Annotated in this window: 8 protein-coding genes, 1 tRNA gene and 2 rRNA genes; 1 reads left to right on the top strand and 10 read right to left on the bottom strand. The window is 53.0% G+C overall.

The window, feature by feature from the left end; all coding sequences use genetic code 11:
- Positions 1-63 precede the first annotated feature (63 nt).
- From foxA to metH, 3 genes are all read right to left on the bottom strand, one after another.
- Positions 64-2,169: a ferrioxamine B receptor FoxA gene (gene foxA, locus MYB54_RS02275; RefSeq protein WP_248721454.1), complete on the bottom strand. Its 2,106-nt coding sequence runs from the start codon at positions 2,167-2,169 to the stop codon at positions 64-66.
- 191 nt (positions 2,170-2,360) lie between these two features.
- A complete protein-coding gene (locus MYB54_RS02270; RefSeq protein ID WP_248721453.1) occupies positions 2,361-3,317 on the bottom strand; it encodes an AraC family transcriptional regulator in 957 nt (318 codons plus the stop codon).
- A gap of 549 nt (positions 3,318-3,866) precedes the next feature.
- Entirely contained in the window at positions 3,867-7,502 is a 3,636-nt protein-coding gene (gene metH / locus MYB54_RS02265; protein WP_248721943.1) for a methionine synthase, read from the bottom strand.
- 241 nt (positions 7,503-7,743) lie between these two features.
- Between metH and iclR the strand changes: the two genes are divergently transcribed.
- Positions 7,744-8,574, top strand: a complete 831-nt coding sequence (gene iclR / locus MYB54_RS02260; protein ID WP_014916796.1) for a glyoxylate bypass operon transcriptional repressor IclR — start codon at positions 7,744-7,746, stop codon at positions 8,572-8,574.
- 273 nt (positions 8,575-8,847) lie between these two features.
- On the opposite strand, the gene aceK is transcribed toward iclR, so the two are convergent.
- The 7 genes from aceK to MYB54_RS02225 form a co-directional block, all read right to left on the bottom strand.
- Entirely contained in the window at positions 8,848-10,623 is a 1,776-nt protein-coding gene (gene aceK, locus MYB54_RS02255; protein ID WP_248721942.1) for a bifunctional isocitrate dehydrogenase kinase/phosphatase, read from the bottom strand.
- A gap of 49 nt (positions 10,624-10,672) precedes the next feature.
- A complete protein-coding gene (aceA, locus tag MYB54_RS02250) occupies positions 10,673-11,980 on the bottom strand; it encodes an isocitrate lyase (RefSeq protein ID WP_039289122.1) in 1,308 nt (435 codons plus the stop codon).
- A 31-nt stretch (positions 11,981-12,011) separates the two neighbouring features.
- A complete protein-coding gene (aceB, locus tag MYB54_RS02245; protein WP_039526982.1) occupies positions 12,012-13,610 on the bottom strand; it encodes a malate synthase A in 1,599 nt (532 codons plus the stop codon).
- 283 nt (positions 13,611-13,893) lie between these two features.
- Complete coding sequence (metA, locus tag MYB54_RS02240; RefSeq protein ID WP_014916800.1) at positions 13,894-14,823, bottom strand: homoserine O-acetyltransferase MetA; 930 nt, start codon at positions 14,821-14,823, stop codon at positions 13,894-13,896.
- A gap of 405 nt (positions 14,824-15,228) precedes the next feature.
- Positions 15,229-15,344, bottom strand: a 5S ribosomal RNA gene (gene rrf, locus MYB54_RS02235).
- 121 nt (positions 15,345-15,465) lie between these two features.
- Positions 15,466-18,372 (bottom strand): 23S ribosomal RNA (locus tag MYB54_RS02230).
- A 227-nt stretch (positions 18,373-18,599) separates the two neighbouring features.
- Positions 18,600-18,675: transfer RNA gene (locus MYB54_RS02225), tRNA-Glu, on the bottom strand.
- Positions 18,676-18,757: the final 82 nt, after the last annotated feature.

Genomic DNA, 18,757 nt, shown 5'->3' with positions numbered 1-18,757 from the left:
TTTATGGATATAAATTTTCATAAAAGCGGCCGTCCTACCCGTTAAAGCAGGACGGCGAAGGCATCAGAACGAGTAAGAGACACTGCCGACTACGCTGCGTTCGGCACCGAAGTAACAAAACTCCAGCGAGTTACAGGACGCCACGTAGCGTTTATCGGTCAGGTTATTGACGTTAAGCTGTGCACTTAGCCCTTTCAGGCCGACCTTCGAGAGATCGTATCCTATCGCCATATCCACCAGCGTATAAGAAGGCAGCGTGTGGGTATTGGCACGATCGGAGGTCACCCCGTTCACGTAACGCACACCGGAACCAATCGTCAGGCCGTCCAGAGGACCACTTTTGACATCATAGTTCGCCCAGGCGCTGGCCTGATTGCGCGGTGCGTACACCGCACGCTTTCCTTGCTCAGCCACACTGCTTTTCTTATAGCGAATATCCATATAGGTATAAGCCGCTTGCAGACGCAGATTATCCGTAATATGGCTCACGGCCTCCAGTTCAACGCCTTCCGATTCAATTTCACCTACAGAACGGTAAGGGTCGTTAGGCTGAACTTTTGTCGCCACGTTCTTCTGATTAATACGGAAGACCGACAGACTGTACTGATCTTGAGAACCTTCCGGCTGATACTTCATCCCGGCTTCCCACTGCTTGCCTTTCATTGGTTCCAGCACGTTGCCGTTATCATCGGCGAAGCTGGTTGGCGTAAAGGCCGTGGAATAGCTGACATATGGCGCAAAGCCGTTATCAAACAGGTAGAGCAAGGCGGCACGTGAGCTAAAGTTGTTTTTATCCAACTCGCTGTGTGTTCCTTTGGTGTGGTTAACGTGGGTCACTTTTACTTGATCGTGGCGACCACCCAGCGTTAAGCGCCAGCGCTCCCAGCTCATTTGATCTTGTAGATAGATGCCCGTCTGTTGCAGCTTGTGCTTTTCCAACGTCCCAGACATGGCCGTTGGACCGGAACCGTAAACGGGATTAAATGCGTCAATAGCCGGGAAAGAGCCAGAAGGCCAGTCCATATTATTATTACGCTGCTGATAGTCGATCCCCACCAGCAGGCGGTGGTTCACCGCACCGGTATCCACGCTGCCATCGAGCTGGTTATCTAGCGTTAACGCAGACAGCGACTCGCGGGAACCCGAGTAATAACGGGTCAGCGTATTGTTGCCCAATGGTTCCCAGCCATAGGCGTACACCTGATCCAAATGCACTTTAGTACGCAAATAACGCAGCTTTTGGCGCACTGCCCAGCCGTTATCGAAGCCATGTTCAAAGTTGTATCCCACCATGTTTTGCTTACGATCGTATTTCTCATAATTCTCTTCCCCTTCATAGAAGGTGTTCGAGATTTTCCGTCCGTTATGCGCCACCACCGTGCCTTCATACGGTAAACCCGAATGGCTTCCGCCCTCAGGATCGCGTTGCAGATACGCCATCAATTCCAGCCGTGTCTTGTCGGAAATCCGCCACAGCAGGCTGGGCGCAATCGCATAGCGTTCTTCTTTCAGCGGCCCAAATTGGGTATCCGCTTCACGGACCATCCCACCCAGACGGAATGCAAAACGCTCGTCATCATCCAGCGGTCCGGTAACGTCAAACGCCGCACCACGTTGTGCATTGTTGCCTGCGAACAGTTTGATCTGTCCGCTGCGATCGAACGACGGCTGGCGGGAATTCAGCGCTACAATCCCGCCCGGAGAAGAGCGCCCGTAGAGGACGGACGCCGGGCCTCTGACCACTTCAATACTGTCGAGAAACCAGGGATCGATAACCAGCGAGCTATGGGAGTTGGTATCCCCCATCATCTTCAGCCCATCAAGATAGACGTTATCGAGGCTGCCGTCGGAAAAGCCGCGCAGCACCATGTAGTCAAAGCGGTTGGACGCGCCGATTTGGTTGTTGTACACGCCCGGCGTATAGCCGACCGCCTGACGAACGCTGATCGCCCCCTGTTCCTGAATCTGATCGCGCGTAATGATAGAAACGGCCTGAGGAGTCTCAATATCGGGCGTTTCCAGCTTAGTCGCACCGCGTTGCGTTTGAGACGTCACGACTAACGTATCACCCTGAGAAGAAGAGGATGGCGTATCCTGCGCCAGTGCCGACACCGTTAATCCACTGGTGAAACAGCCAACCACCAGCGCCAGCCGCGTTTTTCTGAACATGGGAATCTCCACAGACCTTATTATTGTAAATAAGAATTATTACCGTTTTTAGTCTTGCGATAGCTATGCGCAGTGACAACTTGCGTATGCGCAATGACAAAACGGGAACTCAGCGAGAAAGCGTCAAACGGGCAGCCAAGTGACAATATCTGGCATAAATAAGGCTCAGAAGATTGATAAGAAAGGAAATGCTAGATGACCATGCGCGCATCGCTCGGCGCCATACCGTAACGCCGCCGGAAAGCCGTAGCAAAGTTGGTCGCGTGCTGGTAGCCCGACATCCAGGCTGCCTGCTGAACGCTGTATCCCTGCACCAGATAGCGCCGAGCCAGTTCCAGCCGACAATCGCGTAGATAGTCAAAGACCGAATGACCATACGCCTGACGAAACTTGGTACGCAGGCTACTGGTGCTCATCGCGGCCAGCTGCGCCAATTCATTGAGGGTGTACTCTTTTTCAGGCTGTTGTGCCAGAAGCCGCCGAACGTTCTCCAGCCGATCCTGCTCCCCGGGCGGAGGCAATACGCGCCGCTCTCCCCCACGTTGCCCGAATGACAGGCCTTGCCCTAGCAGCTGTAGCATCACGCCTTCCAGCATGAGCTGGCGCGATAGCCCCGGTGTGGTGTTTTCCAGTGCGTGCTGCAACCCAGATAATAAATAGCCGGGAACCTGCCATAAAAATGTCGGATTACCGCCCTGTTCCCACTCGTTCAGCAGCGAGCCCAACAGCGGATCCAAAGCAAAAGTGGTGGGGAAAATGCCCAGCGATACGGTGCGAAGATGACAATCCGCAAGGTGGCTAGCGTTCATGACTAACGGGTCACCTAGCCGGGTGCTGAATGCCATACCAGACCGCACAACAAATTCCTTGCCGTTCAGACGCAGCGCGACGCGACCTTCCAGCACCACCAGCGTATAAAACGGGCAACAGTGCAACGACGTCGATTCGTAAGGCTGCAACACCTGCACGTTGGAGTTCGTCAGGCAAATCCCAGAGGACAGCGTCATCTCTTCGACATCGCCCTGCACAACGATACGCTTTTCTTTCGCGCGCTCACGGCAGGACGACAGCTGCGGGAAGTGGTAATCAATCCCGTAACGTTCACCGATGTCGAAGAAATCCTCAATGGAAAAGAGTCGTTTTAGCATGGGCGGAAAGATACCCTCATCCTGTTTAACGCCCAGAATCAGGCCAGCGGTTAGCGGAAATGCGTGGAATGAAAACAGAAAAATGCTTTCTGCTTAATTGATGCTCACCTTACCATTACCATGAAATCGCATCAATAAGACTGATAACTATTCTCATTGAAATGGTGTTCGCGTAACACAGGGTCATCAGCGGGGAAGATATTGCATGGGCTCAATCACGAAACCAGTACCGCTATGCAAAAAAGCAGACGTTTCGTGCGTGGTAAGCCGAGTATTTCTCTGTGCCATCAGCACCACGCCCGACTCAGGGCGCTCAATCGCCGCCGCCCTGAGAACCCAGGCTTTTTTGGCGGAAATTCTGCCGCTACGCGGTGCCTTCGGCGTTCGTAGTCGCTGTTCGGGCCGTCAGTGACGCGTTCCCTACGCGGCACTGACTTTCGCCGCGTCCATGCGGCTCACCCGGCGGCCACGCCCACCTCAGCAGAATTTTAACGCCAGTTGAAAACCAACACTTGTTAACCCACAGATATTATTTCTTTTACTGGCATCTTAATCTGCATCATAACCTAGATTCGGCGCCAACCAGCGCTCCACCTCACTCACTTCCATCCCTTTACGCACCGCGTAATCCGCTACCTGATCGTGCTGAATTTGCGCGACGGCGAAGTATTTACTGTCGGAGTGGCTGAAGTACCAGCCGGATACCGACGCGCCAGGCCACATGGCATAGGATTCGGTGAGCTTCATGCCGGTATGCTTTTCCACATCCAGCAACTGCCAGATTTGCACTTTTTCCGTGTGATCAGGGCAAGCCGGATAGCCCGGTGCAGGACGGATGCCCTGATAGTTCTCGCGGATCAGCAGCTCATTACTGAGGTTCTCATTCGGCGCATAGCCCCAGTAAACTTTACGCACACGCTCATGCAGGTATTCCGCAAAGGCTTCCGCCAGACGGTCAGAGATCGCCTTCACCATGATCTTATTGTAATCATCATGCTGAGCTTCCCACTGATCGGCCAACGTATCTTCTTCCAGCCCACCAGTCACCGCAAAGGCCCCTAGATAGTCCGGCTTACCGCTGGACTTCGGTGCCATAAAATCAGACAGGCAGTAGTTCGGGAAGTCTGTTTTCTCCGTCTGCTGGCGCAGATGGTGGCTCACTGACAGCACCGTTTCACGCCGTTCATCGGTATAAATCACCACGTCATCACCAACGCGGTTAGCCGGGAATAAACCCACCACACCACGCGGATTCAGCGCACCGCGTGCGGACAAATCATCCAGCATCGCGTTGGCATCGGCAAACAGGCGCTTGGCCTCTTCACCCACCACCTCATCTTCCAGAATGCGGGGATATTTCCCGGCCAGCGACCAGGTCATAAAGAATGGCGTCCAGTCGATGTAGTTACGCAGCGTTTCGATGCTGGCTGTCACCGCCTGCACGCCCAACCGATGCGCAACGGGCGGCGTGTAGTTCTCCCAATCCAGATCGGAAGCGTTAGCACGAGCCGCTTCCAGCGTCACGGGCGGCGTTCTTGGCTTTTTACGCGCATGCTGAATACGCACGGTTTCGTACTCTTTACGGGTACGTGCAACAAAGTCGTCATATTGCGCACTGGAAAGCAGCGCCGATACCACGCCGACAGAGCGCGAAGCATTCTGCACATAGACCGTCGGGCCGCTATAGTTCTGCTCAATCTTCACGGCGGTATGTGCTTTAGACGTCGTCGCGCCACCAATCAGCAGCGGCAGCGTGAAACCCTGACGTTCCATCTCTTTCGCCACGTTGACCATTTCGTCCAGCGACGGCGTAATCAGCCCGGACAGCCCGATGATATCAACATTCTCTTCACGCGCGGTCTTCAGAATTTTATCCGTCGGCACCATCACGCCCAGATCGATAATCTCGTAGTTGTTACATTGCAGCACCACGCCAACAATATTCTTGCCGATATCGTGGACGTCACCTTTTACCGTCGCCAGCAGGACTTTCCCAGCGGAACTCCCTTTGTCTTTACTGGCTTCAATGTAGGGTTCAAGGTAGGCCACGGCCTGCTTCATCACACGGGCGGATTTCACCACCTGCGGCAAAAACATTTTACCCGCACCGAACAGGTCACCAACCACGTTCATGCCGTCCATCAGCGGGCCTTCAATTACCTCGATCGGCCGCGTCGCCTGCTGGCGAGCTTCTTCGGTATCCAGCTCGATAAATTCGGTAATGCCTTTAACCAGCGAATACTCCAGACGCTTCCGCACGTCCCAGCCGCGCCACTCCGCCTGTGTTTTGCTGCCTTCATCTTCCGTTTTGCTGCCGCGATACTTTTCCGCCAGATCGAGCATACGCTCGGTAGCATCGCTGCGACGGTTAAGGATCACATCTTCAACCGCATCGCGTAGTTCAACAGGAAGATCGTCATAGATCGCCAACTGGCTGGCGTTCACGATCCCCATGTCCATACCATTGCGGATCGCGTAATAAAGGAAGACAGCGTGGATCGCTTCACGCACCAGATCGTTGCCGCGGAATGAGAAGGAAACGTTAGATACACCGCCGGAGATCATCGCATGCGGCAGCTGCGCCTTGATGTCCGCACAGGCTTCGATGAAATCCACCGCGTAGTTGTTGTGCTCATCGATCCCCGTTGCCACAGCAAAAATGTTCGGATCGAAAATGATATCTTCCGGTGGGAAACCGACTTCTTCCGTCAGAATTCGGTACGCCCGACGACAAATTTCAATTTTACGGGCACGGGTATCAGCCTGACCGACTTCATCAAACGCCATCACCACCACAGCCGCACCGTAGCGCCGTACCAGTTTGGCGTGATGCACAAAAGCCTCAACGCCTTCTTTCATGGAAATCGAGTTAACAATTCCCTTACCCTGAATACATTGAAGCCCCTTCTCAACCACCTCCCACCGAGAGGAGTCGATCATGATCGGCACACGGGCAATATCAGGTTCACCGGCAATCAGGTTCAGGAAACGGACCATCGCCGCTTCCGCATCCAGCATGCCTTCATCCATGTTGATGTCGATGATTTGCGCGCCGCTTTCCACCTGCTGACGGGCGACGTCCAGCGCTTCGTTATATTTTTCTTCTTTGATCAGACGCTTAAAACGTGCGGAGCCGGTGACGTTCGTCCGCTCCCCGACGTTTACAAACAGCGTGTTGGCATCAATATTCAGCGGTTCCAGACCGGATAGGCGGCAGGCCACCGAAATCTCCGGCAGCTTGCGCGGCGGTACACCTTCCACCACTTTTGCCATCGCGGCAATGTGCGCAGGTGTCGATCCACAGCAGCCGCCGACGATATTCAGAAAACCGGCCTGTGCCCATTCGCCGATATGTTTCGCCATATCGGCCGGATCCAGATCGTATTCTCCAAAGGCGTTGGGCAGCCCTGCATTAGGGTGCGCGCTCACATAGCATTCTGAAATACGTGACAGCTCAGCGACATACTGACGCAGTTCATCCGGCCCCAGCGCACAGTTCAGGCCGAAAGATAGCGGACGGGAATGACGTAAGGAGTTGTAAAACGCTTCTGTTGTCTGACCGGACAGTGTACGCCCTGACGCATCCGTGATCGTGCCGGAAATCATCACCGGCAGCTCGATGCCTAATGCCTCAAACTCGCTTTCTACCGCGAAGCTCGCCGCTTTAGCGTTCAACGTATCGAAGATGGTTTCGATCATGATCAGATCGACACCGCCCGCGATCAATGCGCGCGTCGATTCGCGATACGCTTCTACCAGTTGATCAAAACTGACGTTACGGTATGCCGGATCGTTAACATCGGGAGAGATCGACGCGGTACGGTTCGTCGGGCCAAGCACACCGGCAACATAACGTGGCTTATCCGGCGTTAAGGCCGTCCATTTGTCCGCGCTGGCACGCGCCAGCTGTGCAGCAACGGTATTAATTTCCGCCGACAACGCCTGCATATCATAGTCCGCCATCGCAATGGTGGTGGCGTTGAAGGTGTTGGTTTCGAGAATGTCGGCACCGGCTTCCAGATAGGCGTCATGGATTTCGCTAATCACCTGCGGCCTGGTGAGTACCAGCAGATCGTTATTTCCCTTCACATCGCTCGGCCAGTCAGCAAAGCGCTCGCCGCGATAATCTGCTTCCTGCAGGCGATAACCCTGGATCATGGTTCCCATACCACCATCCAGCACCATAATGCGTTGCGCCAACTGACGCCGCAATTCGTCTACCCGATTACTCACGCGAACCCCATCCTCGGCCAATAAATACGATATATATTGCGTCTATCCTAGCATAAGTTGTGAGCACGCTAACGCGGTGTAGCATGAGACTTTTTCAGGTCATTTGCCGATAAAAAGCGCAGAGAAAGAAGAGTTGCATTCTGCGGTGAAAAAACGAAAATCAATTCCATTACCATAAAAAGGAATCGACGCCATGACGCCACCAGAGCCAGCCAAACGCGGGAAAAAACCCAGAGCCAGCGCGAGCACCGCTGCACAACCGACCGGGCAGGTGCAGTCGTTGACCCGTGGCCTGACGCTGCTTGAATATATCGCCAAAGCCAACGGCAGCGTGGCGCTAACCGATCTCGCTCAGCAGGCCGGTTTACCGAATTCCACGACCCACCGTCTGCTCACCACCATGCAGCAACAGGGCTTTGTGCGTCAGGTTGGCGATTTGGGGCTGTGGACGATTGCTTCACACGCGTTTATCGTCGGCAGCAGCTTTCTGCAAAGCCGCAACCTGCTGGCGATTGTGCATCCGATAGTACGCAAGTTAATGGAAGATTCTGGTGAAACCGTCAATCTGGCCGTGCTCGATCAGACCGATAGCCAGGCGATTATCATCGATCAGGTGCAGTGTACGGCGCTGATGCGTATGTCTGCACCGATTGGCGGTAAGCTGCCGATGCATGCTTCCGGTGCTGGGAAAGCCTTTCTGGCGCATTTACCCGATGCTCAGGTCACTCAATTGCTACACAAGAAAGGGCTGCACGGCTACACACCACACACCTTCAGCTCGCCACAAGCGTTGAAAGAAAATCTGTCGCTGATTCGCAAGCAGGGCTATTCGTTCGATGACGAAGAGCACGCGCTGGGGCTGCGCTGTATCGCGGCCTGCATTCTGGATGAACATCATGAAGCGTTCGCCGCCATTTCCATTTCCGGCCCCGTGTCGCGCATCACAGACGATCGCGTCACAGAACTCGGCGCGCTGGTGATCAAAGCCGCCAAACAAGTCATGCAGGAATACAGTGGGTTATAAGCCTTTTAGGCGCATGTTTATGCAGACTGTGGGAAGGTTTCGTGCGCAATAATACCGTTATTTTCATGCTACTTCATAGCATGCGCCCGACACAGGGCGCTCAGTCGCCGCCGCCCTGTGTACCCAGGCTTTCGGCGGGAATTATGCCGCTACGCGGTTCCACCGGTGTTCCTGACCGCTAGTCGAGCCGCCAGTGACGCGTTCCCTACGCGGCACTGGCTTTCGCGACGTCCTGTCGCTCACTCGGCGGTCAAGCCCACCGCTGCATAATTTTTACGCCAGATAACGGCAAAGGCCTGAATCATTCTCAGTAGTGGTGTATAGCGGCTCAGCGCGTTGGCTAAAACGCTTGCGGCGTCGGTAGGCGTAAACATCCTCAATATGCCCTTCCCGGATACGCTGCTGTAGTGCTCGCCAGTAATCCGCACAAAACAGGTCGCCGTGCATTTCCTCAAACAGCGTACGAATGTGGCGGTCACTGCACAGGAAATGGGGGAATTCTTCGGGAAACACATCGTTTGGCGCGACGCTGTACCACGGCTCGGCGGCCAGTTCGTCCTCTGGGTGACGCGGCGGCGGGATTTTACGGAAATTCACTTCAGTCATGTAGCAGATTTCATCGTAGTCATAAAATACGACTCGCCCATGACGCGTGACGCCGAAATTCTTGAATAGCATGTCGCCGGGGAAAATATTCGCCGCGGCCAGCTGTTTGATGGCATTGCCGTATTCTTCAATCACATCGTGCAACTGCTGTGCGCTTGCCTGTTCCAGATAGAGGTTCAGCGGCGTCATCCGGCGTTCCATGTACAAGTGTCGGATCACCAATTGATCGCCCAGATCTTCCAGCTTTTCCGGTACCTCACGCCAAAGCTCTTCCAACAACTCTGGACTGATACGATGTTTATCGATGACGAAGTTTTCATATTCCTGCGTATCCGCCATGCGCCCTACACGATCGTGCTCTTTCACCAGTTGATAGCACGCCATGACCCGCTCTGCACTTACCTCTTTCTGCGGCGCGAAACGATCTTTGATGACCTTAAATACGCGATCGAACGACGGCAGCGTAAACACCAACATCACCATCCCTTTCACGCCGGGAGCGATAATAAACTGCTCTTCTGATTCGGCAATGTAGTGCAGATATTCGCGGTAATACTCGGTTTTACTGTGCTTCTGGCAGCCAATCGCCAGATACAGCTCCGCCGTCGTCTTCCCCGGCAAAATGTCACGCAGCCATGCCACCAGCGCCGACGGCAACGGGGCATACACCATGAAGTACGAGCGGGCGAAACCGAACACAATGCTGGCGTCTGCCTGACTGGTTAAGCAGGTATCAATAAATAGCGCTCCGCGTTCGTTGTGGTGAATCGGCAGCAGGAACGGAAAGACACCGTCAGGGAGCGACAGTTTTCCCACTAACCAGGCCGCTTTGTTACGATAAAACAGCTCATTAGCCAGCTGTAATGTCGCCTGCGCAAGCTGCTCCGCTGAGAAAGTACGCTGCAAATACGCAGTGATATAACCAATATCACGTGGTAAATCCTCCCACGGTAGGCGCAGCGGCACATCGCTCAGCAGCTTTTCCAACATGTTCTGCCAGCCGTCAGTGGGCACAAACGTCTTGGCGATAGGCCGGGGGATTTCACGAAAGCGCTGTTCAGGCTGAGAGCTGAAAACAAACAACTTATCAGGCGTCAGTTCCCGATGGTTGAACAGCCGACAGTAGACAGAATTAAAGAAACTCTCGGCAATCTCAAAACGCGGGTAGTCCGGCAGTAAGCGGGTGTAGATATGCTTCACGCGAGCCAAAAAATCCGCATCATCGCAGCGAATGCCCGTAATACAGCGCAGCTGTTCAACCACCAGACCAACGTGGTGATCGTAGAGGTGAATACGCTGTTTCATTGCCTGTTGTACGGCAGGCCAGTCGGCCTGTTCAAAGCGCTGCTGCGCCCCTGCCGTCACTTCGAGAAAACGTCCATATTGCGCATCAAACCCTTGCAGGATCGTCTGCGCCACCAGCTTTTCAAGGTCACGCGTCATCATGATCTCCCGATGAAACCCGGCCAGCCGAACACTGACCGGGTTAGGATCAGAACTGCTGTTCTTCCGTCGATCCCGTCAGCGCCGTCACTGAAGACTCGCCTCCCTGAATGATGTTCGTCACCTTATCGAAGTAGCCGGTCCCCACTTCCTGCTGATGCGATGAGAAGGTATAGCCGTCTTTAATCGCCTCAAATTCAGGCTGCTGCACTTTTTCTACGTAGTGCCGCATCCCTTCGCCCTGCGCATAGGCATGGGCCAGGTCAAACATGTTGAACCACATGCTGTGGATGCCGGCCAGCGTAATGAATTGGTACTTGTAGCCCATCGCCGACAGCTCATCCTGAAAACGTGCGATCGTGCTGTCATCCAGATTCTTCTTCCAGTTAAAGGAAGGTGAACAGTTGTACGCCAGGAGCTTACCGGGGAACTTCGCGTGGATAGCCTCAGCAAAACGACGCGCCAGCGATAAATCCGGCGTTGAGGTTTCGCACCACACCAAATCGGCATACGGTGCGTAGGCCAGACCGCGGCTGATTGCCTGCTCGATCCCGGCTCGCGTGCGATAGAAGCCTTCCACCGTACGTTCTCCGGTGATGAAATCACGGTCATGCTCATCGCAATCGGAAGTCAGCAAATCCGCTGCATCAGCATCGGTTCGCGCAACCAGTAAGGTCGGCACACCTAAGACATCCGCCGCCAGCCGCGCCGCAACCAGTTTCTGAATGGCTTCCTGCGTCGGTACCAGCACCTTGCCCCCCATGTGCCCACACTTCTTCGCCGATGCCAGTTGATCCTCAAAGTGAACCGCCGCAGCACCCGCCTCGATCATCGACTTCATCAGCTCAAACGCATTCAACACGCCGCCAAACCCCGCCTCCGCATCCGCCACAATCGGAAGAAAGTAGTCGGTATGACGCTTGTCGCCCGGTTCAATACGGTTCGCCCATTGAATCTGATCGGCACGTCGAAAGGTGTTATTGATGCGTTCAATCACCGCAGGTACGGAGTTCGCCGGGTAGAGCGACTGGTCGGGATACATGCTGGACGCCAGATTGGCATCCGCCGCCACCTGCCAGCCGGAAAGGTAAATCGCTTCGATGCCCGCTTTCGCCTGCTGTAAAGCCTGCCCTCCTGTCAGCGCGCCCAGGCAATTCACATAGCCTTTGCGAGAGTCACCATGCAGCAGGTTCCATAGCTTTGCCGCGCCGAGTTGCGCGAGCGTGCATTCCGGGTTCACCGATCCCCGTAGATTAATCACATCTTCTGCGCTGTAGGGGCGCGTAATCCCTTCCCAGCGGGCGGTTTTCCACTCTTTTTCGATATGCTGGACTTGTTGGGTGCGAGAGGTCGTCATAGCAGAGGTTCCTTTTTATTATCAGTCAGGATTAATCAAGCAATGCGTAGCCAGGTAGCGTCAGGAAGTCGATCAGCTCATCTTGCGTGGTAATTTGCTCCATCAGCCGAGCTGCTTCATCAAAGCGCCCTCCGCTGAAACGGGCATCACCGAGTTCCTCCTGAATCACAAACAGTTCTTCGGCCAGCATCTGGCGGAACAGCGCTTTGGTGATCACACGGCCATCGCTCAACGTCTTGCCGTGGCGAATCCACTGCCAGATTGAGGTGCGGGAGATTTCTGCCGTCGCCGCGTCTTCCATCAGCCCATAAATCGGGACGCAGCCATTGCCGGATATCCATGCCTCGATGTACTGCACCGCAACGCGAATATTCGCGCGCATCCCCACTTCCGTTCTCTCTCCCGGGCAAGGCTCCAGCAACTCTTCTGCACGGATGGGCGCATCCTGTTCACGGCTGATATCGAGCTGATTTTTACGCTCACCTAACGCCCGATCGAACACTTCCATCACCGCATCGGCCAGCCCCGGATGCGCCACCCAAGTGCCATCGTGACCATTGTGAGCTTCCAGCTCTTTGTCTTTACGTACCTTATCCAACACCCAGTTATTGCGTTCCGCATCCTTACTCGGAATGAACGCCGCCATCCCGCCCATAGCGAACGCACCGCGACGGTGACAGGTTTTGATCAATAGCCGCGAGTAAGCGCTAAGAAAGGGTTTTTCCATCGTCACCGACTGGCGATCGGGTAGAACGCGATCGCTATGGTTCTTTAATGTTTTGATGTAGCTGAAAATATAATCCCAGCGGCCGCAGTTCAGCCCAACGATATGGTCACGTAAGTGATAGAGAATTTCGTCCATCTGGAAAACGGCAGGCAGCGTTTCAATCAACACCGTCGCTTTGATCGTCCCACGCGGCAGATCAAAGCGATCTTCCGTATGGCTGAAGACATCATTCCACCAGGCCGCTTCCTGCCATGATTGGGTCTTTGGCAGATAGAAATAAGGGCCACTACCTTTCTTCAGTAGTTCCTGATAGTTGTGGAAAAAATACAGCGCGAAGTCGAACAGGCTGCCGGGAATCGCGTCTCCCTGCCAGGACACGTGTTTTTCGGGCAGATGCAAACCGCGCACGCGGCAAATCAATACGGCAGGGTTGGGTTTCAGTTGGTAGATCTTTCCTGTTTCATTGATGTAGGAAATCGTACCGCGTACGGCATCACGCAAGTTGATTTGCCCATCGATCACCTTTTCCCATCCCGGTGACAGCGAATCTTCAAAGTCCGCCATGAAAACTTTCACGTTGGCATTTAATGCATTGATCACCATCTTGCGTTCGACCGGACCGGTAATCTCAACGCGACGATCCTGAAGGTCATCGGGAATACCGCGTATTGCCCATGCCTTATCACGAATGGAAGCCGTTTCTGAAATAAAGTCAGGTAGCTTCCCCTGATCGATATTACGCTGTTGTACCTGCCGCTCAGCGAGCAACTGATTACGTGCCGGCGTGAAATGCGCGACCAGCTCCGTTAAGAAATCAATCGCCTCTTCCGTAAGAATTTGCTTCTCACCTTCACCAAAACGCTGACTAAACGCCAATTCTTTGCTTATCGTCTGCTGCATCATTCGTGGTTCCTTTTCAGATTCCGCTTCATTTATCAACAACCGCCAAATCGGCAAACCAGTATGTACATTTCTTAGCCGACAGAATTAAGCGTAATACAATAAAAAACAAAATCAAAAACAATTTCCATTTTAATAAAAAAGTAAAAATAACCCCATGATAAAAATGAAAATTAAAATCAAAAAGGAAGAGAAATAACTTTCACTAACCAACAGAAATGAAAGAGTTCAGCACAAAAAAGAAAGGCACCTCAAAAGGTGCCTTAGCGAAAAGAAGGGGAATGGGTTAGTCCAGCGTAGGGTTCATCCGGCGTAAATCGTAAGGCGTAATCTGGTAAACATAGTAATTCAACCAGTTAACAAAAAGCAGATGACCGTGGCTACGCCAGCTCGCTTTCGGTGCCAGTTCAGGGTTGTCATCGGGGAAATAATTCACCGGAACGGCCGGATCCAATCCAGCGTCGCAATCACGGAAAAACTCCCCCGCTAGCGTCGAGACATCATACTCTGGGTGTCCGGTAACAAACGCCAGACGCTTATCTTTGCTGGCAAACAGATAGGCTCCGGCCTGCTCCGACTCAACCAGAATCTCTAAATCCGTATGCTGACGAATTACATCAGCAGGGAAATCTGCATAGCGTGAATGTGGTGCAAGGAACGTTTCATCAAAGCCACGAGTCAACAACGCATGAGGTTGCAACGTTTGATGTGAATAAACACCAGATAGCTTTTCCTTGCGCGTCATCTTGGGAATACCGTAGAGGATATTGAGAGCAGCCTGCACAGCCCAACACACGAATAATGTGGAGGTAACATGCTCTTTTGCCCACTCGATGACACGTGCGATCTGTGGCCAATAAACAACATCGCAGAAATCGACTAATCCCAGCGGTGCGCCAGTAACAATCAGGCCATCAAAATTTTCGTTTTGGATGTCGTCGAAATCGCAGTAGAAGTTATTCAAATGCTCAGCCGGCGTATTCTTTGATTCACGACTATCGATACGCAGCAGTTGGATATCGATCTGTAAGGGGGAATTGGATAACAGGCGCAGAAACTGATTTTCAGTCTCGATCTTTTTAGGCATCAGGTTCAGAACCAGCACTTTGAGGGGACGAATTTCCTGCGTTTTAGCACGCGAGGACGTCATCACAAAGACGTTCTCATTCCGCAGAAAATTAACGGCTGGTAACTCATCAGGAACCCGAATTGGCATAACCTTATATCCTCAAAGCATACGTTTAAACGTTTAGACATCCAGATGCCCGAAGATAGCGAGTTTTCGTTCTAATGTCGAGCGCTCAGAGCATAAGGTGAAAATGTTTCACGAAACCTAGTATGCGTCATCAGTGCGACTTCTGCTGAATGCGTTTAAGCACGTCAGAATCACTTAGGGGAACAGCCCATAGCAAAAAGCCCCTGTCTTTCGACAGGGGCTTTTCACTTATTTGATGCCTGGCAGTTTATGGCGGGCGTCCTGCCCGCCCCCCTCCGGGCCGTTGCTCCGCAACGTGCAAATCCGCTCCCGGCGGATTTGTCCTACTCCAGAGAGCCCTCACCGACAAACAACAGATAAAACAAAAAGCCCAGTCTTTCGACTGAGCTTTTTGTTTTATTTGATGCCTGGCAGTTCCCTACTCTCACATGGGGAAGCCCCACACTACCATCGGCGCTACGGCGTTTCACTTCTGAGTTCGGCATGGGGTCAGGTGGGACCACCGCGCTATCGCCGCCAGGCAAATTCTGTTTCATTCTAGCCGTTATGTTTCACTTTTTTGTGTCACACAACCACCAGAACCAATCTCTGAACAAGCTGAACATCGTTCTCTATGAGTCTTTAAAACACCTTCGGTGTTGTAAGGTTAAGCCTCTCGGGTCATTAGTACTGGTTAGCTCAACGTATCGCTACGCTTACACACCCAGCCTATCTACGTCGTCGTCTTCAACGGCCCTTCAGGGACATCAAGTGTCCAGGGAAGACTCATCTCGAGGCAAGTTTCCCGCTTAGATGCTTTCAGCGGTTATCTCTTCCGCACTTAGCTACCGGGCAATGCAATTGGCATCACAACCCGTACACCAGTGGTGCGTTCACTCCGGTCCTCTCGTACTAGGAGCAACCCCTCTCAATCTTCCAACGCCCACGGCAGATAGGGACCGAACTGTCTCACGACGTTCTAAACCCAGCTCGCGTACCACTTTAAATGGCGAACAGCCATACCCTTGGGACCTACTTCAGCCCCAGGATGTGATGAGCCGACATCGAGGTGCCAAACACCGCCGTCGATATGAACTCTTGGGCGGTATCAGCCTGTTATCCCCGGAGTACCTTTTATCCGTTGAGCGATGGCCCTTCCATTCAGAACCACCGGATCACTAAGACCTGCTTTCGCACCTGCTCGAGCTGTCACTCTCGCAGTCAAGCTAGCTTATGCCTTTGCACTAACCTCCTGATGTCCGACCAGGATTAGCTAACCTTCGTGCTCCTCCGTTACGCTTTGGGAGGAGACCGCCCCAGTCAAACTACCCACCAGACACTGTCCGCAACCCGGATTACGGGTCCACGTTAGAACATCAAACATTAAAGGGTGGTATTTCAAGGTTGGCTCCACGCAGACTGGCGTCCACGCTTCAAAGCCTCCCACCTATCCTACACATCAAGGCTCAAGGTTCAGTGTCAAGCTATAGTAAAGGTTCACGGGGTCTTTCCGTCTTGCCGCGGGTACACTGCATCTTCACAGCGAGTTCAATTTCACTGAGTCTCGGGTGGAGACAGCCTGGCCATCATTACGCCATTCGTGCAGGTCGGAACTTACCCGACAAGGAATTTCGCTACCTTAGGACCGTTATAGTTACGGCCGCCGTTTACCGGGGCTTCGATCAAGAGCTTCGCCTTGCGGCTGACCCCATCAATTAACCTTCCGGCACCGGGCAGGCGTCACACCGTATACGTCCACTTTCGTGTTTGCACAGTGCTGTGTTTTTATTAAACAGTTGCAGCCAGCTGGTATCTTCGACTGATTTCAGCTCCATGAGCAAGTCACTTCACCTACCATCAGCGTGCCTTCTCCCGAAGTTACGGCACCATTTTGCCTAGTTCCTTCACCCGAGTTCTCTCAAGCGCCTGAGTATTCTCTACCTGACCACCTGTGTCGGTTTGGGGTACGATTTGATGTTACCTGGAGCTTAGAGGCTTTTCCTGGAAGCGTAGCATCGGTTACTTCATCACCGTAGTGACTCGTCATCACGCCTCAGTGTTAACGATGACCCGGATTTACCAAAGTCACCCACCTTCACGCTTAAACCGGGACAACCGTCGCCCGGATAACCTAGCTTTCTCCGTCCCCCCTTCGCAGTAACACCGAGTACAGGAATATTAACCTGTTTCCCATCGACTACGCTTTTCAGCCTCGCCTTAGGGGTCGACTCACCCTGCCCCGATTAACGTTGGACAGGAACCCTTGGTCTTCCGGCGTGCGGGTTTTTCACCCGCATTATCGTTACTTATGTCAGCATTCGCACTTCTGATACCTCCAGCAGCCCTCACAGGCCACCTTCGCAGGCTTACAGAACGCTCCCCTACCCAACAACACCTAAGTGTCGCTGCCGCAGCTTCGGTGCATGGTTTAGCCCCGTTACATCTTCCGCGCAGGCCGACTCGACCAGTGAGCTATTACGCTTTCTTTAAATGATGGCTGCTTCTAAGCCAACATCCTGGCTGTCTATGCCTTCCCACATCGTTTCCCACTTAACCATGACTTTGGGACCTTAGCTGGCGGTCTGGGTTGTTTCCCTCTTCACGACGAACGTTAGCACCCGCCGTGTGTCTCCCGTGATAACATTCTTCGGTATTCGTAGTTTGCATCGGGTTGGTAAGTCGGGATGACCCCCTAGCCGAAACAGTGCTCTACCCCCGAAGATGAATTCACGAGGCGCTACCTAAATAGCTTTCGGGGAGAACCAGCTATCTCCCGGTTTGATTGGCCTTTCACCCCCAGCCACAAGTCATCCGCTAATTTTTCAACATTAGTCGGTTCGGTCCTCCAGTTAGTGTTACCCAACCTTCAACCTGCCCATGGCTAGATCACCGGGTTTCGGGTCTATACCCTGCAACTTAACGCCCAGTTAAGACTCGGTTTCCCTGCGGCTCCCCTATACGGTTAACCTTGCTACAGAATATAAGTCGCTGACCCATTATACAAAAGGTACGCAGTCACCTAACAAGTAGGCTCCCACTGCTTGTACGTACACGGTTTCAGGTTCTATTTCACTCCCCTCGCCGGGGTTCTTTTCGCCTTTCCCTCACGGTACTGGTTCACTATCGGTCAGTCAGGAGTATTTAGCCTTGGAGGATGGTCCCCCCATATTCAGACAGGATGTCACGTGTCCCGCCCTACTCATCGAACTCACAATCTGTGCATTTTTGTGTACGGGACTATCACCCTTTACTGTGCGACTTTCCAGACGCTTCCACTAACACACAAACTGATTCAGGTTCTGGGCTCCTCCCCGTTCGCTCGCCGCTACTGGGGGAATCTCGGTTGATTTCTTTTCCTCGGGGTACTGAGATGTTTCAGTTCCCCCGGTTCGCCTCATGACACTATGTATTCATGTCATGATAGTGTGTCGAAACACACTGGGTTTCCCCATTCGGGTATCGTCGGGTATAACGCTTCATATCAGCTTACCGACGCTTATCGCAGATTAGCACGCCCTTCATCGCCTCTGACTGCCTAGGCATCCACCGTGTACGCTTAGTCGCTTAACCTCACAACCCGAAGATGTTTCGATTGAATCATCATCGCGCTGCGATTATTTGAGAGACTCATTGACAGACTGATTCACCACGACACGCCCGAAGGCCGTCATGCATGTTCAGCTGTCATGTTTCAATTTTCAGCTTGTTCCAGATTGTTAAAGAGCAATATCGTAAACATGACTCCGAAGAATCATCTTTAAGATATTCGTGATAATGTCTTTCACTCATTATCGGATTGGCGTCCCCAAGGGGATTCGAACCCCTGTTACAGCCGTGAAAGGGCAGTGTCCTAGGCCTCTAGACGATGGGGACACGAAAAATCCGCACCAGGTCATAAACCCGGCACGCTCGCGTCAGCATGAGTCTACACTCATGACATCAACAGGTGCGCTTG

Origin of the sequence: Pectobacterium nicotianae (genome assembly GCF_023272715.1) — a bacterium.
GTDB lineage: Bacteria > Pseudomonadota > Gammaproteobacteria > Enterobacterales > Enterobacteriaceae > Pectobacterium > Pectobacterium brasiliense.
The sequence above is the reverse complement of the archived record's forward strand: the minus strand, read 5'-3'. Positions and strand labels throughout refer to the sequence as shown.